Here is a 13,534-nt window from a genome sequence, read left to right on the forward strand (position 1 = left end):
GGAAGTCCGCTTTGCATCACCGTCAAGCGCCACGGCGTCTGCGTCGCGAATGGGCCCGAAAGCGCGACGGCGGCGATTAGTCGGTCGGCACTGGGCGCGCCGCTCACGATTGATAGGCCGAAGAGCAAGGCGGCGGGGAAACGCGCTGTGATCATGGCTTAACTCCTGCCGGCACCTGACGACGCTTTGTTGGTGCAGGATCAGGGGATGCTCCCCAGCATAGCCCCCCCCGTCAAGCGCTCGGTGACGATCAGCCGAACAAGACCTTGATTACGCAAACCCATGCCCGGCACGACCCAGAACGCGACATTCAGACCGCCAGCCTGGCTCCCCGGAAGCGGACATTTGTTAATGTGATCCTTCGGTGCTCACAGCGACCAGATATCTCACGCCGAACGGCGACATGTGGGACTTTCCTGCCATTCCAGGTGACGGGGACGAACGACGGCTTCCGAAAAGAGCAGACCATCCGGGCTTCACCGGCACCGTGGCCGTGAATGAGCAACCCAAGTTAATCGCTGACCTTCGTCTTCTCGGCGCGCTTCGGCAGCGAGCGGGCTCGTTACCGGTGTCACAACCGTTCGAGACCGTTGAAAAAGGCCTGCGCGAAATCGGCGTGCGGATGGCTGGTGACGCCGGACACCGGAGGATGCGCCGCGTATCAGGCTGGCGCGGCCTGCCGGGCGAGCAGCTGAAGGTTGTATGCCGCGGCGGCCATGGTGAACTCCTCTGCGGCTCCTGACAGGCCCCGCAGCTTGAGCGTTCGTAGCCCCAGGTTGCGTTTCAGGTGGCCGAACACGCGCTCGATCCGCTGTCTTCGACGCCGTGCGTGCACATAGGCGTCGGTGCCGGCAAGGGCGCGCACGGTATCGCGGGCTTCCTCGCTGACGAGCCGGGTGACACTCCGCTTCGGACCGATGGTGCATTGCGGCTTCAGCTCGCAGGCGGCGCAATCGGCCGGCCGGCTTCGGTAGACGCGCACCTGCTTGGTTCGGTTGGTGCCGCAATAGCCGAGCAGCTTGTCCGCCGGACAGCGGTAGGCATCCGCTTCCCGGTCGTAGCGGAAGGCATCCCGGGTGAAGAAGGCGTCCCGCTGGCGGGTCCGGTCGATGACCGGGATGTATGGCGTGATGTTCCGGTCGATCAGCCAGCCGAGCAGCGGACCGCTACCATACGCCTTGTCGGCCAAGAGACTGGCGGGTTCGATGCCCAGCCTGGTGCCGGCGCGTGACACCAGCGTCCGGGTCGCCCTCACCTCGGCTGCGAAGCGGGCGGGCGTTGCCTCCACGTCGAGGATGCAGTCGGTTTCGAGGTCGAGCAGAGGGTTGATGGCGTATGCGTAGCGCGCCGGCCCGTGCTTGCAGGTGAGCGCCGCCTGCGGGTCGGTCGGCGAGATGCTGGTCGGATCGACGGACGCAGGTTCATCGGGATCTGGCGGCAACGCGGCATCCAGCGCCGCCAGATATTCGGCGACGGGTCGCGATATGTTTTCCCCGGCACGAAGCTCGTCTGCAGCGTCGGCCCCCTTCAGCTTCTTCTCGCGGCTGGCGTCGGCCATGATCGTGCTGCCGTCCACCGCCAAATCGCGCCCCGCTACCAGCCCGGCCGCGGCGCATCGCGAGACTACCTGCTCGAACAGCAGACGATGCAGGTCGCAAACGCGGAAGCGGCCGTGCCGGTTCTTGGAGAAGGTCGAATGGTCGGGCACCCGGTCAGCCAGATCGAGCCGGCAGAACCAACGATAGGCGAGGTTGAGGTGCACCTCCTCGCACAAACGCCGTTCCGAGCGGATGCCGAACAGGTAGCCGATCAACAGCATCCTGAGCATCAGCTCCGGGTCGATCGAGGGTCGCCCGCTCGTGCTGTAGCTGGCTGCCAGCGCCTCGCGCACGAAGCCGAAGTCGAGCAGCCCGTCGATGCGTCTGAGCAGATGGCTGGCCGGCACATGGTCGTCGAGCCGGAACCCGTAGAACAGTGCGCCCTGTGCCACCTGCCGACCCATCATGTCCCTGACCCCCCGACGCCTTGCAGGAGTGAATCACGCCCTCGTCACCGTCGCAAGCAGCCGTTTTTCAACAGTCCCGTTCGGTTCTGAAATCAAAACCCAGTCGCTCATTCACGGCTTAGCGAGCCGTTTTTAAAGCCTACCTTCATTCAGGCAATCAGGCAGCAGTAGTAAGGTGCTGCACCGGTAGGCTGGTGTCCGGGTGCAAGCCCCAACGAAAAGGAGGGCATGCGCTTCCGCTCCCTATCGGCTCGACGGACGAGCGGTGCCTTGTAGCAACGATTGATCTAGCGATGTAATTGCAAGTTACACACTCCGCCGAGCTAGCCGCCCGGTGAACTGCGCGATCGGGTAATCACCCAAGCGAAGCTCATTCCAGCTGCTGCGGAAGGTGCCACAACGCAAAGTCCTGCCGACAGGATACTGTTTTTGACGGCCGACATCCCTGAACCGGGCGCAACCAGACCATAGACGAGCATTAGAAGCGGCCAGCCGAGGACTGCTCCCACCAACCCTCCAATCAGCACAACATACCGCCTGCGCGGTGAACGAGCGATAATAAAGAAAGCCAGTGGCGTGAGGAGAAGCGTGATGGGCAGCATGATCAGCGCGGCGAAGGGCGTGAGTATCAGAACCGTGATGATGCCCCACAAGTAAGATGCGATCTCGGCGGCCAACTCGGACAAGCTGCACGACGAGCAGCGCGCCACAGTTTCAGCGATGCCTCTGGGCACCGACACTGCATAGAATGCCAGCATGAACGACAGCGCCGCAGCGGCATTCGCGGCGAGAAATTCTAAACATCCAATCGCTGTCCGATCGCTCCGCCGCATCGCAGCGCCTCTCCTTGCTTCTGACCGCCGCCGGAGATGCGGCCATATTGCCATTTATACAGCTTTACTGTACTCATGGTGTCACTAAGCAGGAGCACCATCTTGGTCAAGGACGCAAAGGAAGTGGTTCGGCGCTTCAACGAAGAGGTCATCGCCGGAGGCGACCGGGCTACTTTCGAGGCGCTGATGGCGCCGGGCTTTGTGAATCGTTCAGCGCCTCCCGGCGCCACCAACGGCCCTGAGGGTATGTGGAACACGTTCGATACTGTCCTCCGACCGGCGTTGGCGGGCTTGAAGGTCGTGATCCACGACCAAGTGGCGGAAGGCGATAAGGTGACGACACGCAAGACCATCTCCGGCATCCATGTTGCCGCGCTTCTTGGCGTCGAGGCGACGGGCAAGGCCGTTAATATCGACGTGATCGACATCGTTCGGGTGGAGGATGGCCGGTATGTGGAGCATTGGGGAGTGAATACGCTCTCCTCCGTGCTGGCCAGCTTAAGGCATGACTGAGCCAATTTTGCCGAGATGGCCATCGTGACCGATGTCGTCGCGGCCGGGCTCGCGCACGACCTCCGAAGGAGCATCAGCGATTTCGTTCGAGCTATCCGGCGAGACACGGGGACAGAACGATCAGCTCAATCGGAAACGCTCGACATCCTACACCTCTTCGGCCCGATGAACGTTGCCGCTCTGGCTGAGAAACGTGGCGTCACACATCAAACGATGAGAGTAGTCGTGGCGCAACTCAAAGCGAACGGCTTGGTAAGGCTGAACGCTGATCCCGCGGACCAACGAAGCAGGTTGGTGTCGATCACCGACGCTGGCCGCGACACGCTCGCGCAGGGGCAGCGTGCGCGAGCGTCGCTCATCGAGGATGCTATACGAACACGTTTGTCCGTTGACGAACAAGCCCTGCTTGGTGCCGTCATTCCGATCCTTGCCCGCCTGACGGAGCCCGAAGTCGATGAGCAGGAGCGTCGGTGATAGCATCAAACAAACGCGTCGTGATCTTTCTTACTCTGACGTGCCTGACCACCGCGCCGTTCTGGGCTTTGGCAATCTCTACGGGGGAGAACGCGGGCGGTCGGGGCGCTTATGCCGTTGGATCGATGTGGGGGCCCGGTATCGCAGCCCTCCTCACCTGCTGGATAAGCGGCCAACCAATCGCCTCTTTAGGTTGGAAGTGGGGCCGGACCCGGTGGCAGGCGCTTTCCTACCTCTTTCCGATGGTGGCCTGCTTCGTTGCCTACGGCCTTGTCTATACAAGTGGTTTGGGTGGCTTTCCCAATTCCGAGACGATTGCCGGACTACGCAAGAGCCTTGCGTGGACGGACACGGCACCATGGATGCTAATCTCAGGCTGGTTTGCCCTGCTCGCGACCACGGGGTTCATCAGAGGAGTAGCCGCCTCCCTCGGCGAGGAGATCGGATGGCGCGGCTTTCTCAGCCCACTCCTGACCAAGAAGTTTGGATTCACCAAGGGCGCGCTTCTCACCGGAGCGATCTGGGCGGCGTGGCACTTCCCTTTGATGTTCTTCTCCAATTACGACACCGCCACGCCCTGGTGGTTCGCGATGCCCTGCTTCGCCGTGGAGGTGCTCAGCCTCGCCGTCATCATGTCGTGGATCCGGATGCGGTCGGGAAGCTTGTGGACGGGAGCTGTCGCCCATGCCAGCGTCAACCTTTTCAACCAGGCTTTCTTCGCGCCGCTCACGATCCCGCGAGGCGGTATAACAGCGTACATGATCGATGAATCCGGTTGCGTGCTGCCGCTCATTCTTCTGCCAATGGCAATCTTTGCTTGGTCAAAGCGGAAGAGCTTGGCCGAGGCAGATAAGCCCTCTCTTTCGCCTGTTCTGTGAGGCAGTCTCTTGGCCTACCCCAAACTGGCGTTTGTCGCCGTCATTATCGAACAAGCCGGTTTCTACCAAATGCAAAGGTAAATGGTGTCAAAACCGGTCGGTTTTGACACTTAGAGGATGACCCGCTTACGTAAGTTCGAGTGATTTCTAGATTTAGGCGGACTTTCTCAGGCAGCAGGCTGTGAACGCCGCGCCCTCCACCACGCAAACCCGAGTAAGCACAGTAATACCACGTCGGCATGCGCTTGGGTGATCGTCATGCCTTTCACGCGCGGAAGCCGTTCGCGAAATTCAGGGTCAACGACTGCGGTGCCGGGAAAAAGCAATGCGCCCGCCTGCGTCAGCCAGAACCCGCCGGCAGCGATCGCCGACAAATCTATGCGTGACCGCACGCTTCCGCTCCTCGACCAAGCGAGTGCCAGCGTCAGGCCACCAAGGGTCGTGCCAAGCAGCATCGTCTGGGCGGCATGGAACTTGGCGTGCGGCGTCCATCGCGGATTATAGATATGGGTTTCGTTGAAGTCGGCGATGTAAGGCGAAACGGCGGTCAGAACGGCAATGCCCGACACCGTCAGCCGGTATCCTAATGGCGTCGTGATCGCACTCATCACGGCTTGCCTCCAAATGCTTCGGCCAGCACAGCACTCGCCGAGGTCCACGGACGGTTTCCGTAACGGTCATTGTCCAGCGGCGACAGCTCGCCCTCACCGCTCGACATATCGCGGAGGTACTGCATTCCCTGCCATGCCGGAAAGATCGCCTTTGGTTGCGGCGCTACTGTGCGGGCCACGCCGATCAGCAAACCAAGCCCGGCCAGCCCCCCGGCGCGCAGCAGACGATATCGCGTGTTCGTCAGATTGGTCATAATGCCGGCAAGATCGCGCGGTGACACGGTGTCGCCAGCAATCCGCAGGATGCGTGGTGTCTCGCTATCGATCGCGGCTGCGGCGGTATAGGCGGCCACGTCATCCTTGGTGGTGAAGTCATAACGTTGGTCTGCGCTTCCCCAATAGAGGATGCGCTTGATACTCGGCAGTACGATCGGCGCCTGGCCGGCCAGGAGATCGGCGAAGGCACCGTTGAGGATGGACGTCGCGGCGATCGGCGCTGCGTCGACCTGCGTCTTGAAGGTGCGGCGAAGGTCGAGGTTGCGGTTCCGCCCCGGCCGGGTGTGCGTGAAGTCGAGCGAGAAGTCCGATGGAATGAAGCGGGGCATCCCGACCGCGACACTCGCGTCGAGCAGCCGGGATTGCAGATCGATCACCACGTCGTCGAGACCATTGACTGCCGACACGACGCACGTCGCATCCCGCAGTGCCGCCTGAAGCAAACGCTTTTGTGTGTAGTCGACTTCGACGACCTCAACGGAACGCGGCAATGTGTCCCGTCGTGCACCGCGTCTGACAAGAACTTTGGTGCGCGTGCCGTTGGCAACGAGCGCCTGGACGATCCGAGATCCCAGATCACCCGTTGCACCAGCGACCACCACCAGAGGTTTAGCCGTCGTCACACCGTAACCTCGCCTTCATCTGCCCCGTCCCAGTAATGAATACGGACCGCCCGGACGTGGATCAGCGCCAGTCCCGGTGTGTCGATACCTTGTGGAAACCAGCGTTCCAGTTCGTCGGTCCAGTGTTCGGCGAAAGCGTTCTTGTCGCGGACGATCTGTGCATCCCCCTCCACCGCCACGAACAGGGGCGGCTTGCCGAGCAGGCCGGGCTTGCCCTGGAAGGAAAGCGCGACGTGCGGATCGCGTTGTATGTCTGCTACCGTTCGTGCGCTGTCATAGGAGAAGTAGTAGCTGTCGCCGCGCCACTCGACCTCGCCGTTGTTGCTCATCGGACGAGTGGCGAGCTGGTCACCGTCCGTTCGCGTCGTCAGCATCGCGAAGTCGATCCTGCCCATGTCGCGGGCCAGATCCTCGATCGTCTTGTCAGCCATGTGCGTTCTCCTGTGATGATGACGTGGAAACCTGCCCCCAAGCGGCTAGCGTAAGCAGGTCGGGATGCGCCCGGCGCACTGCGGCGATGTCGATGCGGAACCCCTCGCGGCCGATCCACTCGAACATCAATCGGAAGTCTTCAGGCAGCTTAGCGCGCAGGAAGCCCGGAATGGTGAAGGAAACCGCTGGTCGATGCGCCGTGCGGCGCAGCGTCGCCGCTGCCTCGTGCCTGTTCACGTCGTCGCCGGCGATCTCGATGGCCTGTCCGATAAAATCATTGGGCTGGTCGAAAGCTTCTGCCGCAAACCATCCGACGTCGCGCGCCGACGCGATCTGCATTCGTTGGCCCTCAGCGAGGTAGGTCCGCATCATGGCGAGCATCGTGGTCCTGAACACGAACGTGTCGAAGTTCTCCATGAACGCTGCAGGACGCAGTATCGTCGCCGGGAGCCCTAATGATGCGATATGCTCCTCGATCGCGCGCTTGCTCTCGAAATGGGGCACGCCACTGTTTCGATCGACCCCGGCAGCCGAGCATTGGATGAAATGCGAGACGCCCGCTTGGTGAGAGAGGGTAGCCAGCCGCTTGCCCTGGCGTTCCTCGCCTTCAGGTCCCTGACCCATTGGGGTCTGTACCGATAGAACGCCGCTCACCCCGGTCAGCGCAGACCGCAACGATTCCTCATCGTCGAGGTTACCGCGCACTAGTTCGACGCCACGCTCGGCGAGCGCCTTCGCCTTTGGAGCATCGGTGTTACGTACCAGCGCCCGTAGACGATGGCGGCTTCGCCGGTGCAACAGCTCGGCAATCGTCGCACCGCCCTGATTGCCGGTTGCGCCTGTGATAAGAAGGATCGAGGTAGCCATACATGTTCTCCGGTCAGGATAGAACATGGATAGTTCCGCGTTGGAGGACTAGCCGCGTCACCGTAGACGTAACGTTCCACAGTCCGGAACGACCAATGAATCCAGATGACCTTCGTGCCTTTGTCCGGATCGCCGATGCGGGCGGCGTGTCTCAGGCGGCGATCGCCACGGATACGCCCAAGTCGTCAATGAGCCGTGCTCTAGCCCGGCTTGAGGAAACAGTGAATGTCCGTTTGTTCGAGCGTGCGGGCCGATCACTCCGGCTTAGCGAAGCGGGCCACCTGCTGCTGCCCCATGCCCGACGTATCCTTGACGATGTGGCCGAAGCGGAAGCGGCGCTTGAAGGCATGAGCGGCAAACCCCGTGGCACGCTGCGGATCAACGCCGCGATGACTTATGCGCTCGGGATTGTCGCACCGATGCTGCCAGACTTCATCCGGCGCTACCCCGACGTGAGGGTGGTGCTCGATACCGAGAATCGGATCGTCGATTTTGTTCGCGAGGAAGTCGATGTTGCGATCCGCATCGGCACTCTTCCCGATTCCGATCTAATCGCCCGCAAGCTCGGGCGTATCGAACTCTGGCCATGTGCCAGCCCCGAGTATCTCGCACTCCATGGCATACCAAAAACACCTGTCGAGTTGTCGAGCCACATGCTGCTTGGTTGGCACGACCGACCTAGCGAATGGCAGTTTGTCGACGCATCAGAGACGAAACACCGTGTCCTTGTTCCTACCGGCACGGTCGCGCCCGAGCCTGCTGTTCTCCAGGTTCTTCTCACGGGAGGTGTAGGTGTCGGCCGTCTGCCCGACTTTCTGGCCCGTCCCGCCATTGCCTCAGGCACGTTGTGTCGCCTTCTAGAAGATTACGGATCCGAAATTGTTGAGGCACACGCTGTATATCCTCCACATCGAAGCTTGTCGGCAAAGGTCAGGCTCTTCATCGAAAGTCTAACCGCATACCTCTCTTAACAGCGCGGCTGCTCAGGCAATAAACCTTTGTGGTGTCAAAACCGGACGGTTCTGATCCTGCGCGTTGACGCACGGGTTTTTGCCGGCTTCGAAGTGTCAGAAGGCCACGTCACAAGTCCAGTCGCGGTACGAGGGACGACGCGTTCAAGCCCCTGCCCTCCCGGCTGAACGAACGTCCGCTTACGCCGATCGTCGCCCGCAAGCGGTCGTTCCGCTTTCCACCAAACCCGGCCATCCCAAGGTGTGGTTTTTGAGGAGATCTGCTTGCATCGCTTTGAACCGACTCTCAGCAGCACGCGTCGAGACAGGCACAATTCATGACCTGTCCGGGTATCAAAGCCGCATATTGCCGTAAGGATTGTTCGTTCAGAGCAACCACGGCATCGTTGGCGGGTTCAGGCTCCTCATGCCGATCCAACCACGGTGAGGCGTGCCCCCGAGAGGCAGACAATGGCATCAGCTAACGAAATGACCAACGCGCTTGATGTGGCGCTTGCTACCGCGCGCGCAGAATACAGAGACGCCGTCATCGAGCTTGCGACAGCTGAAGCAGCCAAGGATCTGGGCCCCGCTCGCGAACCTGCCGATATCGATCGTATCCATCATGCGCGGACGCGCGTGATTGGGCTGGACGCTGCCCGTGAGGAACTATCTCGCATGATCGACGAGGGGGTCGATAAAGTTGCGTGACGCCAAGGGTACAGTCACAAGGATGAACGAGATGGCTGACCGAGCGCGCAATGCCGGTTCGCTCCGCTTCATAAGCTCGATCATCTGTCCAATGGAGACAGAGGCTTCCACTCCGGTTCATGAATGACGAAAAGCGACCAATAGTCCGCCCGGCGCATCGGTCTCCGCCATCACAGAAGCTGGCTAAACATCGTTCGTCAGCCTGCTTCTGTGACGTGCGTCCGGGTATTTATTCGCTCGCGTCCGCGCCCTTTGCCTTCCGAGCAGGCTTAGCCTCCTTCTTTGGGGCATTCAGCTGTCCCGGCTTACGCCCTAGACCAATGGTCTTGGCCATGGCGCTGCGGCTTTCGCTGTAGGCTGGCGCAACCATCGGGTAATCAGCCTTGAGACTATAGCGGGTTCGGTATTCGTCTGGCGTCATGCCGTTGGTCGCGAGATGACGGCGCAGCGTCTTGTAAGGCTTGCCGTCAACCATCGAAATGATGTGGTCACGTGACGCGAGCGACTTCCTGACCGACACTGCCGGAGTATAGTCTTGCGTCGGAGCGACATCGTCGCTGCTCACAGCGCTGCCGGCAGACAGGCCAGAAACGGTGTCATGCATACGCTGCAAGAACGCAGGTACGTCATCGGCATTGATCCGGTTATTCGAGTTGCTCAGCCAGGCTACTGTCAGTTCGGTGGCCAGCTCGACCACGCTCGGCCCCATGTCAAAATCATTTTGCTCAGCCATGTTCTGCTCCCTTAGCGTTTCGAATTTTGTTCAACTAGCTTGCTAGTGGATGCAAGCGTTATCTAAGCTCAACGTCGGCCTATCAAAAACGATGCCAAATGGTACTGGCTAGCAGGGAAAAAGGCGCTTTTGTAAAGACTGATGTCCGTTGTGTGCTTTATGTCTTCTGACACACTCAAACGGATTAAAAATTAGTACTGAGCGACATGTCAGTAAGAAACGCTGCCGCATTAGCAACCCGCATCAATGTGGTGGGTTGAAGGCTCATGGCACCCTCCACCATTCCCTACGCCATCGTCGTGGAAGACGATCCGATCATCATGATGGAAACATCATACATTCTTGAGGATGCTGGCTTTCGTGTTTACGAATCCTTCGATGGCGACGAGGCGGTTGTGAACCGCCCCGGGTCTGCCGGAGGCCTTGGGTTGTGAGTCACGCCGCCATATCGATGTTGTCTGCGGCAGCATAATATTGATCTTCGGCTTCGGCAGGAGGGATGTTGCCGATGGGTTCGAGCAGTCGACGATGGTTGAACCAGTCGACCCACTCGAGCGTGGCATATTCGACAGCTTCGAAGCTACGCCATGGCCCCCGTCTGTGGATCACCTCCGCTTTGTAGAGACCGTTGATCGTCTCGGCCAAAGCGTTGTCGTAGCTGTCGCCGACGCTGCCGACCGACAACTCGATCCCGGCCTCGGCGAGGCGCTCAGTGTACTTGATGGACACGTATTGCGACCCGCGGTCGCTATGATGGACCAGGCCACCACGGTGGACCGGACGTCGGTCATGAAGCGCCTGCTCGAGCGCATCTAGGACGAAGCTGGCATGTGCTGTCCTGCTGGCACGCCAGCCGACGATCCTGCGGGCGTAGGTGTCGATGACGAAGGCGACGTAGACGAACCCCGCCCAGGTCGCGACGTAGGTGAAGTCCGACACCCACAGCATGTTCGGCGCGGGGGCATAGAACTGCCGGTTGACGTGATCGCGCGGGCACGGCGCCGATTTATCGCTGATGGTCGTACGCACCGGCTTGCCCCGGATAACGCCTGTCAAGCCCATCTCGCGCATCAGCCGTTCCACGGTACAGCGCGCAACCGCAAAGCCCTCCCGCATCATCTGCCGCCAGACCTTGCACGCCGTAGACCGCGAAATTCTCCGCGAACACGCGCGCGATCTTGGGCTTGAGAGCGACATCGTGCCGTGCCCGCGCCGACAGACGCGCTGGATCCTGTCGCTGCGCGACGCGCTCGTGGTAGGTGGATGGGGCGATCGGCAGGACCCGGCAGATCGGCTCGACCCCATAGACGTCGCGGTTACCGTCAATGAACGCGATCATCGCTTGAACGGGCGGTCGAGCTCCGCCTGAGCAAAATACGCGGACGCCTTGCGCAGTATCTCGTTGGCCTGTCGCAGCTCGCGAACCTCACGTTCCAGCGCCTTAACCTTGTCAGCGACTTCGGCCGGGACACCGGCACGCTTGCCGCTGTTGACCTCGGCCTTCTTCACCCACTCATGCAGCGTCTGCGGAACGCAGCCGATCTTCTCAGCGATCGACACCACGGTCGCCCATCTCGACGGGTGATCGCGCTCGTGATCGAAAACCATCCGTACCGCTCGCTCGCGGACCTCGGGCGCAAACTTGTTCGTCGTCTTGCTCGTCATGGCTCCACCTTCTCAGAAGTTGGAGCTTCCGACAAACCCGGGGCGGTTCACTGCACATCCGAGATCGAGCGCGATGCCATGCGCACGCAAGGGGCGCTGTCCACTCGTCTGTGTCGACGATTTTACGTTGCATCCGGTGCTCCTGCTCCCGATGCGAGGCATCACCATCCAGGCGTACCAATCACCCTTTGAGAAGAACGGTAAACTAGTACGAGGTCATCGAGTGACCGCACACGTTCCGTTTATCGGTAGCAAGTTGCTCTTATAGTTGCAGTCTGAGCCAGGCTTTCCATTCTCCTTTTGCGGGCGTGTCACGAAACATGCCTTACACCTTCACGGCATTCTTCCTAAATCGATGGACGCCAGTTTGGTCAGGCTGTTCAGGCTGAGCTAGAGCGCATCGATCCACTACTTAGGGTCAGGACCCATTGATGTGAGCGTCGCGATCTGATTCAGGCTCCGCAAGGAGACTGGGATGAGCGACCTATTTTGGCTGACGGACGATCAGATGGAGCGGCTGCGGCCGTTCTTTCTTAGAAGCCACGGCAAGCCTCGGGTGGATGACCGTTGGGTGCTGAGCGGCATCGTCTTCGTCAACCGCGACGGGCTGCGCCGGCGCGATGCTCCTAGCGCCTATGGCCCCCACAAGACGCTGTACAACCGGTGGAAGCGCTGAGGCGAGCGTGGCGTATTCACGTGCATGATGGAGGGGCTAGCTGCGGGCAATGCCGAACCCAAGACCGTCATGATCGACGCGACCTACCTGAAGGCGCACCGCGCGGCATCGGGCCTGCGGGTAAAAAAGCGGATCTCGGCCGCCTGATCGGCCGCACCAAAGGTGGCATGAACACCAAGCTCCATGCCGTCGCCGATGCAAACGGGCGCCCTTTGAGCTTCTTCATGACCGCCGGGCAAGTCAGCGACTACACTGGCGCAGCAGCGTCCACGATCGAGGCCGCTGTATCAACGTAGGCTGAGGATAGAGTGGCTCGACCGATGCTGAAGCCAGCAAGCCAGGCGCGGCAGAGCTCGATACGATCGTTACAGAACGGACAATCTGACCTGCTTGTGGCGGGATCGGCACCCGCTCGCAAACCGCACAAATGCACTAGTTTAACAAGCTCTTCGGTATCGCTAGAATCCATTTCGGAGCCGTCTCGCACCGCTCCACGATAAGCAATAGTGCAGAACTACCTACCTAGCACTGACTCTTAGATGCGCAATCAGGGCGGTCATCCACCGGAAACCCGCTTGTCCGCTGCCTTGTGCAGGATCCAATTGCTTTACGCTGCACATTCCATTCGACTTCACGGCGCACCAGAGCGACAGCGTCATCACACGAACCGCGGGGCACCAGGCGCCCCGCACCGCCCCAGGTGAGCTGCTCACCGGGGCTCTGGCTGGTGGGGCAGCATCGGTGCTGCTCCAAGCCGGAGACCAGCATCATGACAAAATTGAGTGACACCCAGCGCATCCTGCTTGCCGCCGCCTGCCAGCGCGCGGACGGCAGCGTTCTACCATTCCACGCCAGCATCAAGCGCGGCGGCGGCATCACCAAGGCCATCGCAGGACTTGTACGGCAGGCGCTGGTGGTGGAGCGCGAAACGACCGACCAGGTCGCCGTGCACCGTACAGACGGTGACCTGCGCTTCGGCGTGTTCATCACCGCGGCCGGCATGGCAGCAATCGGGGTCAGCGCGGAAGACGAGAATGCAAGCGAAGCCGCCTCCGCGCAGCTGCCCGAAATCATCGACGTCGAGAAAGCCCCGACGAAGATCGCGACCGTGTTGACGCTGCTGGCGCGGAAGGATGGTGTTCCTGTGACTGAGTTGATGACGGCTACCGGCTGGCTGCCGCACACCATCCGCGCCGCCATCACCGGTCTGCGCAAGAAGGGCCACAGCATCCAGCGGATCAAACGCGATGGCATGACCTGCTACCGCATCTTCGGAGTGGCGTGATG

14 protein-coding genes, 2 pseudogenes and 1 other annotated feature are annotated in these 13,534 nt (G+C 60.8%); of the genes and pseudogenes, 8 read left to right on the plus strand and 8 right to left on the minus strand.

The annotated features are described in order from the left end of the window. Positions 1–661: 661 nt before the first annotated feature. Together SFC76_RS13070 and SFC76_RS13075 are read right to left on the minus strand one after the other, a co-directional pair. On the minus strand, positions 662–2,005 hold the full coding sequence (locus tag SFC76_RS13070; RefSeq protein WP_322849872.1) for an IS1182 family transposase: 1,344 nt from the start codon (positions 2,003–2,005) through the stop codon (positions 662–664). A gap of 323 nt (positions 2,006–2,328) precedes the next feature. After that, positions 2,329–2,838 carry a hypothetical protein gene (locus SFC76_RS13075; RefSeq protein ID WP_322849873.1) on the minus strand — a complete coding sequence of 170 codons (510 nt, stop codon included), beginning with the start codon at positions 2,836–2,838 and terminating at the stop codon, positions 2,329–2,331. Positions 2,839–2,940: 102 nt separating this feature from the next. Here SFC76_RS13075 and SFC76_RS13080 point away from each other — a divergent pair, with 102 nt between their 5' ends. The 3 genes from SFC76_RS13080 to SFC76_RS13090 all read left to right on the plus strand — a co-directional run bounded on the left by SFC76_RS13080 (position 2,941) and on the right by SFC76_RS13090 (position 4,703). Then, a complete protein-coding gene (locus SFC76_RS13080; RefSeq protein WP_322849874.1) occupies positions 2,941–3,351 on the plus strand; it encodes an ester cyclase in 411 nt (136 codons plus the stop codon). Between the two features lie 15 nt (positions 3,352–3,366). After that, the gene (locus tag SFC76_RS13085; protein WP_322849875.1) at positions 3,367–3,825 is read left to right on the plus strand and encodes a MarR family winged helix-turn-helix transcriptional regulator; all 459 of its coding nucleotides are present in this window, start codon (positions 3,367–3,369) and stop codon (positions 3,823–3,825) included. A 242-nt stretch (positions 3,826–4,067) separates the two neighbouring features. Next, positions 4,068–4,703, plus strand: a complete 636-nt coding sequence (locus SFC76_RS13090; protein ID WP_322849876.1) for a CPBP family intramembrane glutamic endopeptidase — start codon at positions 4,068–4,070, stop codon at positions 4,701–4,703. 167 nt (positions 4,704–4,870) lie between these two features. Here SFC76_RS13090 and SFC76_RS13095 read toward each other — a convergent pair whose 3' ends face one another. The 4 genes from SFC76_RS13095 to SFC76_RS13110 are packed head-to-tail and all read right to left on the minus strand — an operon-like array spanning position 4,871 to position 7,512. Next, entirely contained in the window at positions 4,871–5,311 is a 441-nt protein-coding gene (locus SFC76_RS13095) for a DUF6640 family protein (RefSeq protein WP_322849877.1), read from the minus strand. Further along, on the minus strand, positions 5,311–6,213 hold the full coding sequence (locus tag SFC76_RS13100; protein WP_322849878.1) for an NmrA family NAD(P)-binding protein: 903 nt from the start codon (positions 6,211–6,213) through the stop codon (positions 5,311–5,313). Before SFC76_RS13100 ends, SFC76_RS13095 begins: the two co-directional genes overlap by 1 nt. Next, complete coding sequence (locus tag SFC76_RS13105) at positions 6,210–6,644, minus strand: pyridoxamine 5'-phosphate oxidase family protein (protein ID WP_322849879.1); 435 nt, start codon at positions 6,642–6,644, stop codon at positions 6,210–6,212. The genes SFC76_RS13100 and SFC76_RS13105 overlap by 4 nt, the downstream gene beginning before the upstream one ends. Continuing rightward, the gene (locus tag SFC76_RS13110) at positions 6,637–7,512 is read right to left on the minus strand and encodes an NmrA/HSCARG family protein (protein WP_322849880.1); all 876 of its coding nucleotides are present in this window, start codon (positions 7,510–7,512) and stop codon (positions 6,637–6,639) included. The genes SFC76_RS13105 and SFC76_RS13110 overlap by 8 nt, the downstream gene beginning before the upstream one ends. Before the next feature lie 95 nt (positions 7,513–7,607). Here SFC76_RS13110 and SFC76_RS13115 point away from each other — a divergent pair, with 95 nt between their 5' ends. Both SFC76_RS13115 and SFC76_RS13120 read left to right on the plus strand, forming a co-directional pair. Further along, on the plus strand, positions 7,608–8,483 hold the full coding sequence (locus SFC76_RS13115) for a LysR family transcriptional regulator (protein ID WP_322849881.1): 876 nt from the start codon (positions 7,608–7,610) through the stop codon (positions 8,481–8,483). Between the two features lie 450 nt (positions 8,484–8,933). Continuing rightward, on the plus strand, positions 8,934–9,173 hold the full coding sequence (locus SFC76_RS13120; RefSeq protein WP_322849882.1) for a hypothetical protein: 240 nt from the start codon (positions 8,934–8,936) through the stop codon (positions 9,171–9,173). A gap of 229 nt (positions 9,174–9,402) precedes the next feature. Here the strand turns inward: SFC76_RS13120 and SFC76_RS13125 are convergent, their stop codons facing one another. Beyond that, entirely contained in the window at positions 9,403–9,906 is a 504-nt protein-coding gene (locus tag SFC76_RS13125; protein ID WP_322849883.1) for a MucR family transcriptional regulator, read from the minus strand. Between the two features lie 266 nt (positions 9,907–10,172). On the opposite strand from SFC76_RS13125, the gene SFC76_RS13130 reads away from it, so the two are divergent. Then, positions 10,173–10,340 carry a hypothetical protein gene (locus SFC76_RS13130; protein ID WP_322849884.1) on the plus strand — a complete coding sequence of 56 codons (168 nt, stop codon included), beginning with the start codon at positions 10,173–10,175 and terminating at the stop codon, positions 10,338–10,340. 1 nt (position 10,341) lies between these two features. Here SFC76_RS13130 and SFC76_RS13135 read toward each other — a convergent pair. Next, a pseudogene (locus SFC76_RS13135) lies at positions 10,342–11,571 on the minus strand (IS3 family transposase). Continuing rightward, positions 11,171–11,287: a sequence feature (AL1L pseudoknot), on the minus strand. Its footprint overlaps the pseudogene before it by 117 nt. 475 nt (positions 11,572–12,046) lie before the next feature. Between SFC76_RS13135 and SFC76_RS13140 the strand changes: the two are divergent. Together SFC76_RS13140 and SFC76_RS13145 are read left to right on the plus strand one after the other, a co-directional pair. Continuing rightward, a pseudogene (locus tag SFC76_RS13140) lies at positions 12,047–12,513 on the plus strand (IS5 family transposase); the annotation flags it as partial. A 503-nt stretch (positions 12,514–13,016) separates the two neighbouring features. Further along, the gene (locus tag SFC76_RS13145; RefSeq protein WP_322849885.1) at positions 13,017–13,532 is read left to right on the plus strand and encodes a DUF3489 domain-containing protein; all 516 of its coding nucleotides are present in this window, start codon (positions 13,017–13,019) and stop codon (positions 13,530–13,532) included. The last annotated feature ends 2 nt before the right edge of the window (positions 13,533–13,534 follow it).

It is taken from the genome of Sphingomonas sp. CD22 (assembly GCF_034556155.1).
Taxonomy (GTDB): domain Bacteria; phylum Pseudomonadota; class Alphaproteobacteria; order Sphingomonadales; family Sphingomonadaceae; genus Sphingomonas.

What these genes read in the sequence shown, in the direction of transcription:
- SFC76_RS13110 (WP_322849880.1), bottom strand. Translation starts at nt 7,512, where the DNA reads ATGGCTACCTCGATCCTTCTTATCACAGGCGCAACCGGCAATCAGGGC.
- SFC76_RS13115 (WP_322849881.1), top strand. Translation starts at nt 7,608, where the DNA reads ATGAATCCAGATGACCTTCGTGCCTTTGTCCGGATCGCCGATGCGGGC.
- SFC76_RS13125 (WP_322849883.1), bottom strand. Translation starts at nt 9,906, where the DNA reads ATGGCTGAGCAAAATGATTTTGACATGGGGCCGAGCGTGGTCGAGCTG.
- SFC76_RS13130 (WP_322849884.1), top strand. Translation starts at nt 10,173, where the DNA reads ATGGCACCCTCCACCATTCCCTACGCCATCGTCGTGGAAGACGATCCG.
- SFC76_RS13075 (WP_322849873.1), bottom strand. Translation starts at nt 2,838, where the DNA reads ATGCGGCGGAGCGATCGGACAGCGATTGGATGTTTAGAATTTCTCGCC.
- SFC76_RS13095 (WP_322849877.1), bottom strand. Translation starts at nt 5,311, where the DNA reads ATGAGTGCGATCACGACGCCATTAGGATACCGGCTGACGGTGTCGGGC.
- SFC76_RS13085 (WP_322849875.1), top strand. Translation starts at nt 3,367, where the DNA reads ATGGCCATCGTGACCGATGTCGTCGCGGCCGGGCTCGCGCACGACCTC.
- SFC76_RS13070 (WP_322849872.1), bottom strand. Translation starts at nt 2,005, where the DNA reads ATGATGGGTCGGCAGGTGGCACAGGGCGCACTGTTCTACGGGTTCCGG.
- SFC76_RS13120 (WP_322849882.1), top strand. Translation starts at nt 8,934, where the DNA reads ATGGCATCAGCTAACGAAATGACCAACGCGCTTGATGTGGCGCTTGCT.
- SFC76_RS13105 (WP_322849879.1), bottom strand. Translation starts at nt 6,644, where the DNA reads ATGGCTGACAAGACGATCGAGGATCTGGCCCGCGACATGGGCAGGATC.
- SFC76_RS13145 (WP_322849885.1), top strand. Translation starts at nt 13,017, where the DNA reads ATGACAAAATTGAGTGACACCCAGCGCATCCTGCTTGCCGCCGCCTGC.
- SFC76_RS13090 (WP_322849876.1), top strand. Translation starts at nt 4,068, where the DNA reads ATGGTGGCCTGCTTCGTTGCCTACGGCCTTGTCTATACAAGTGGTTTG.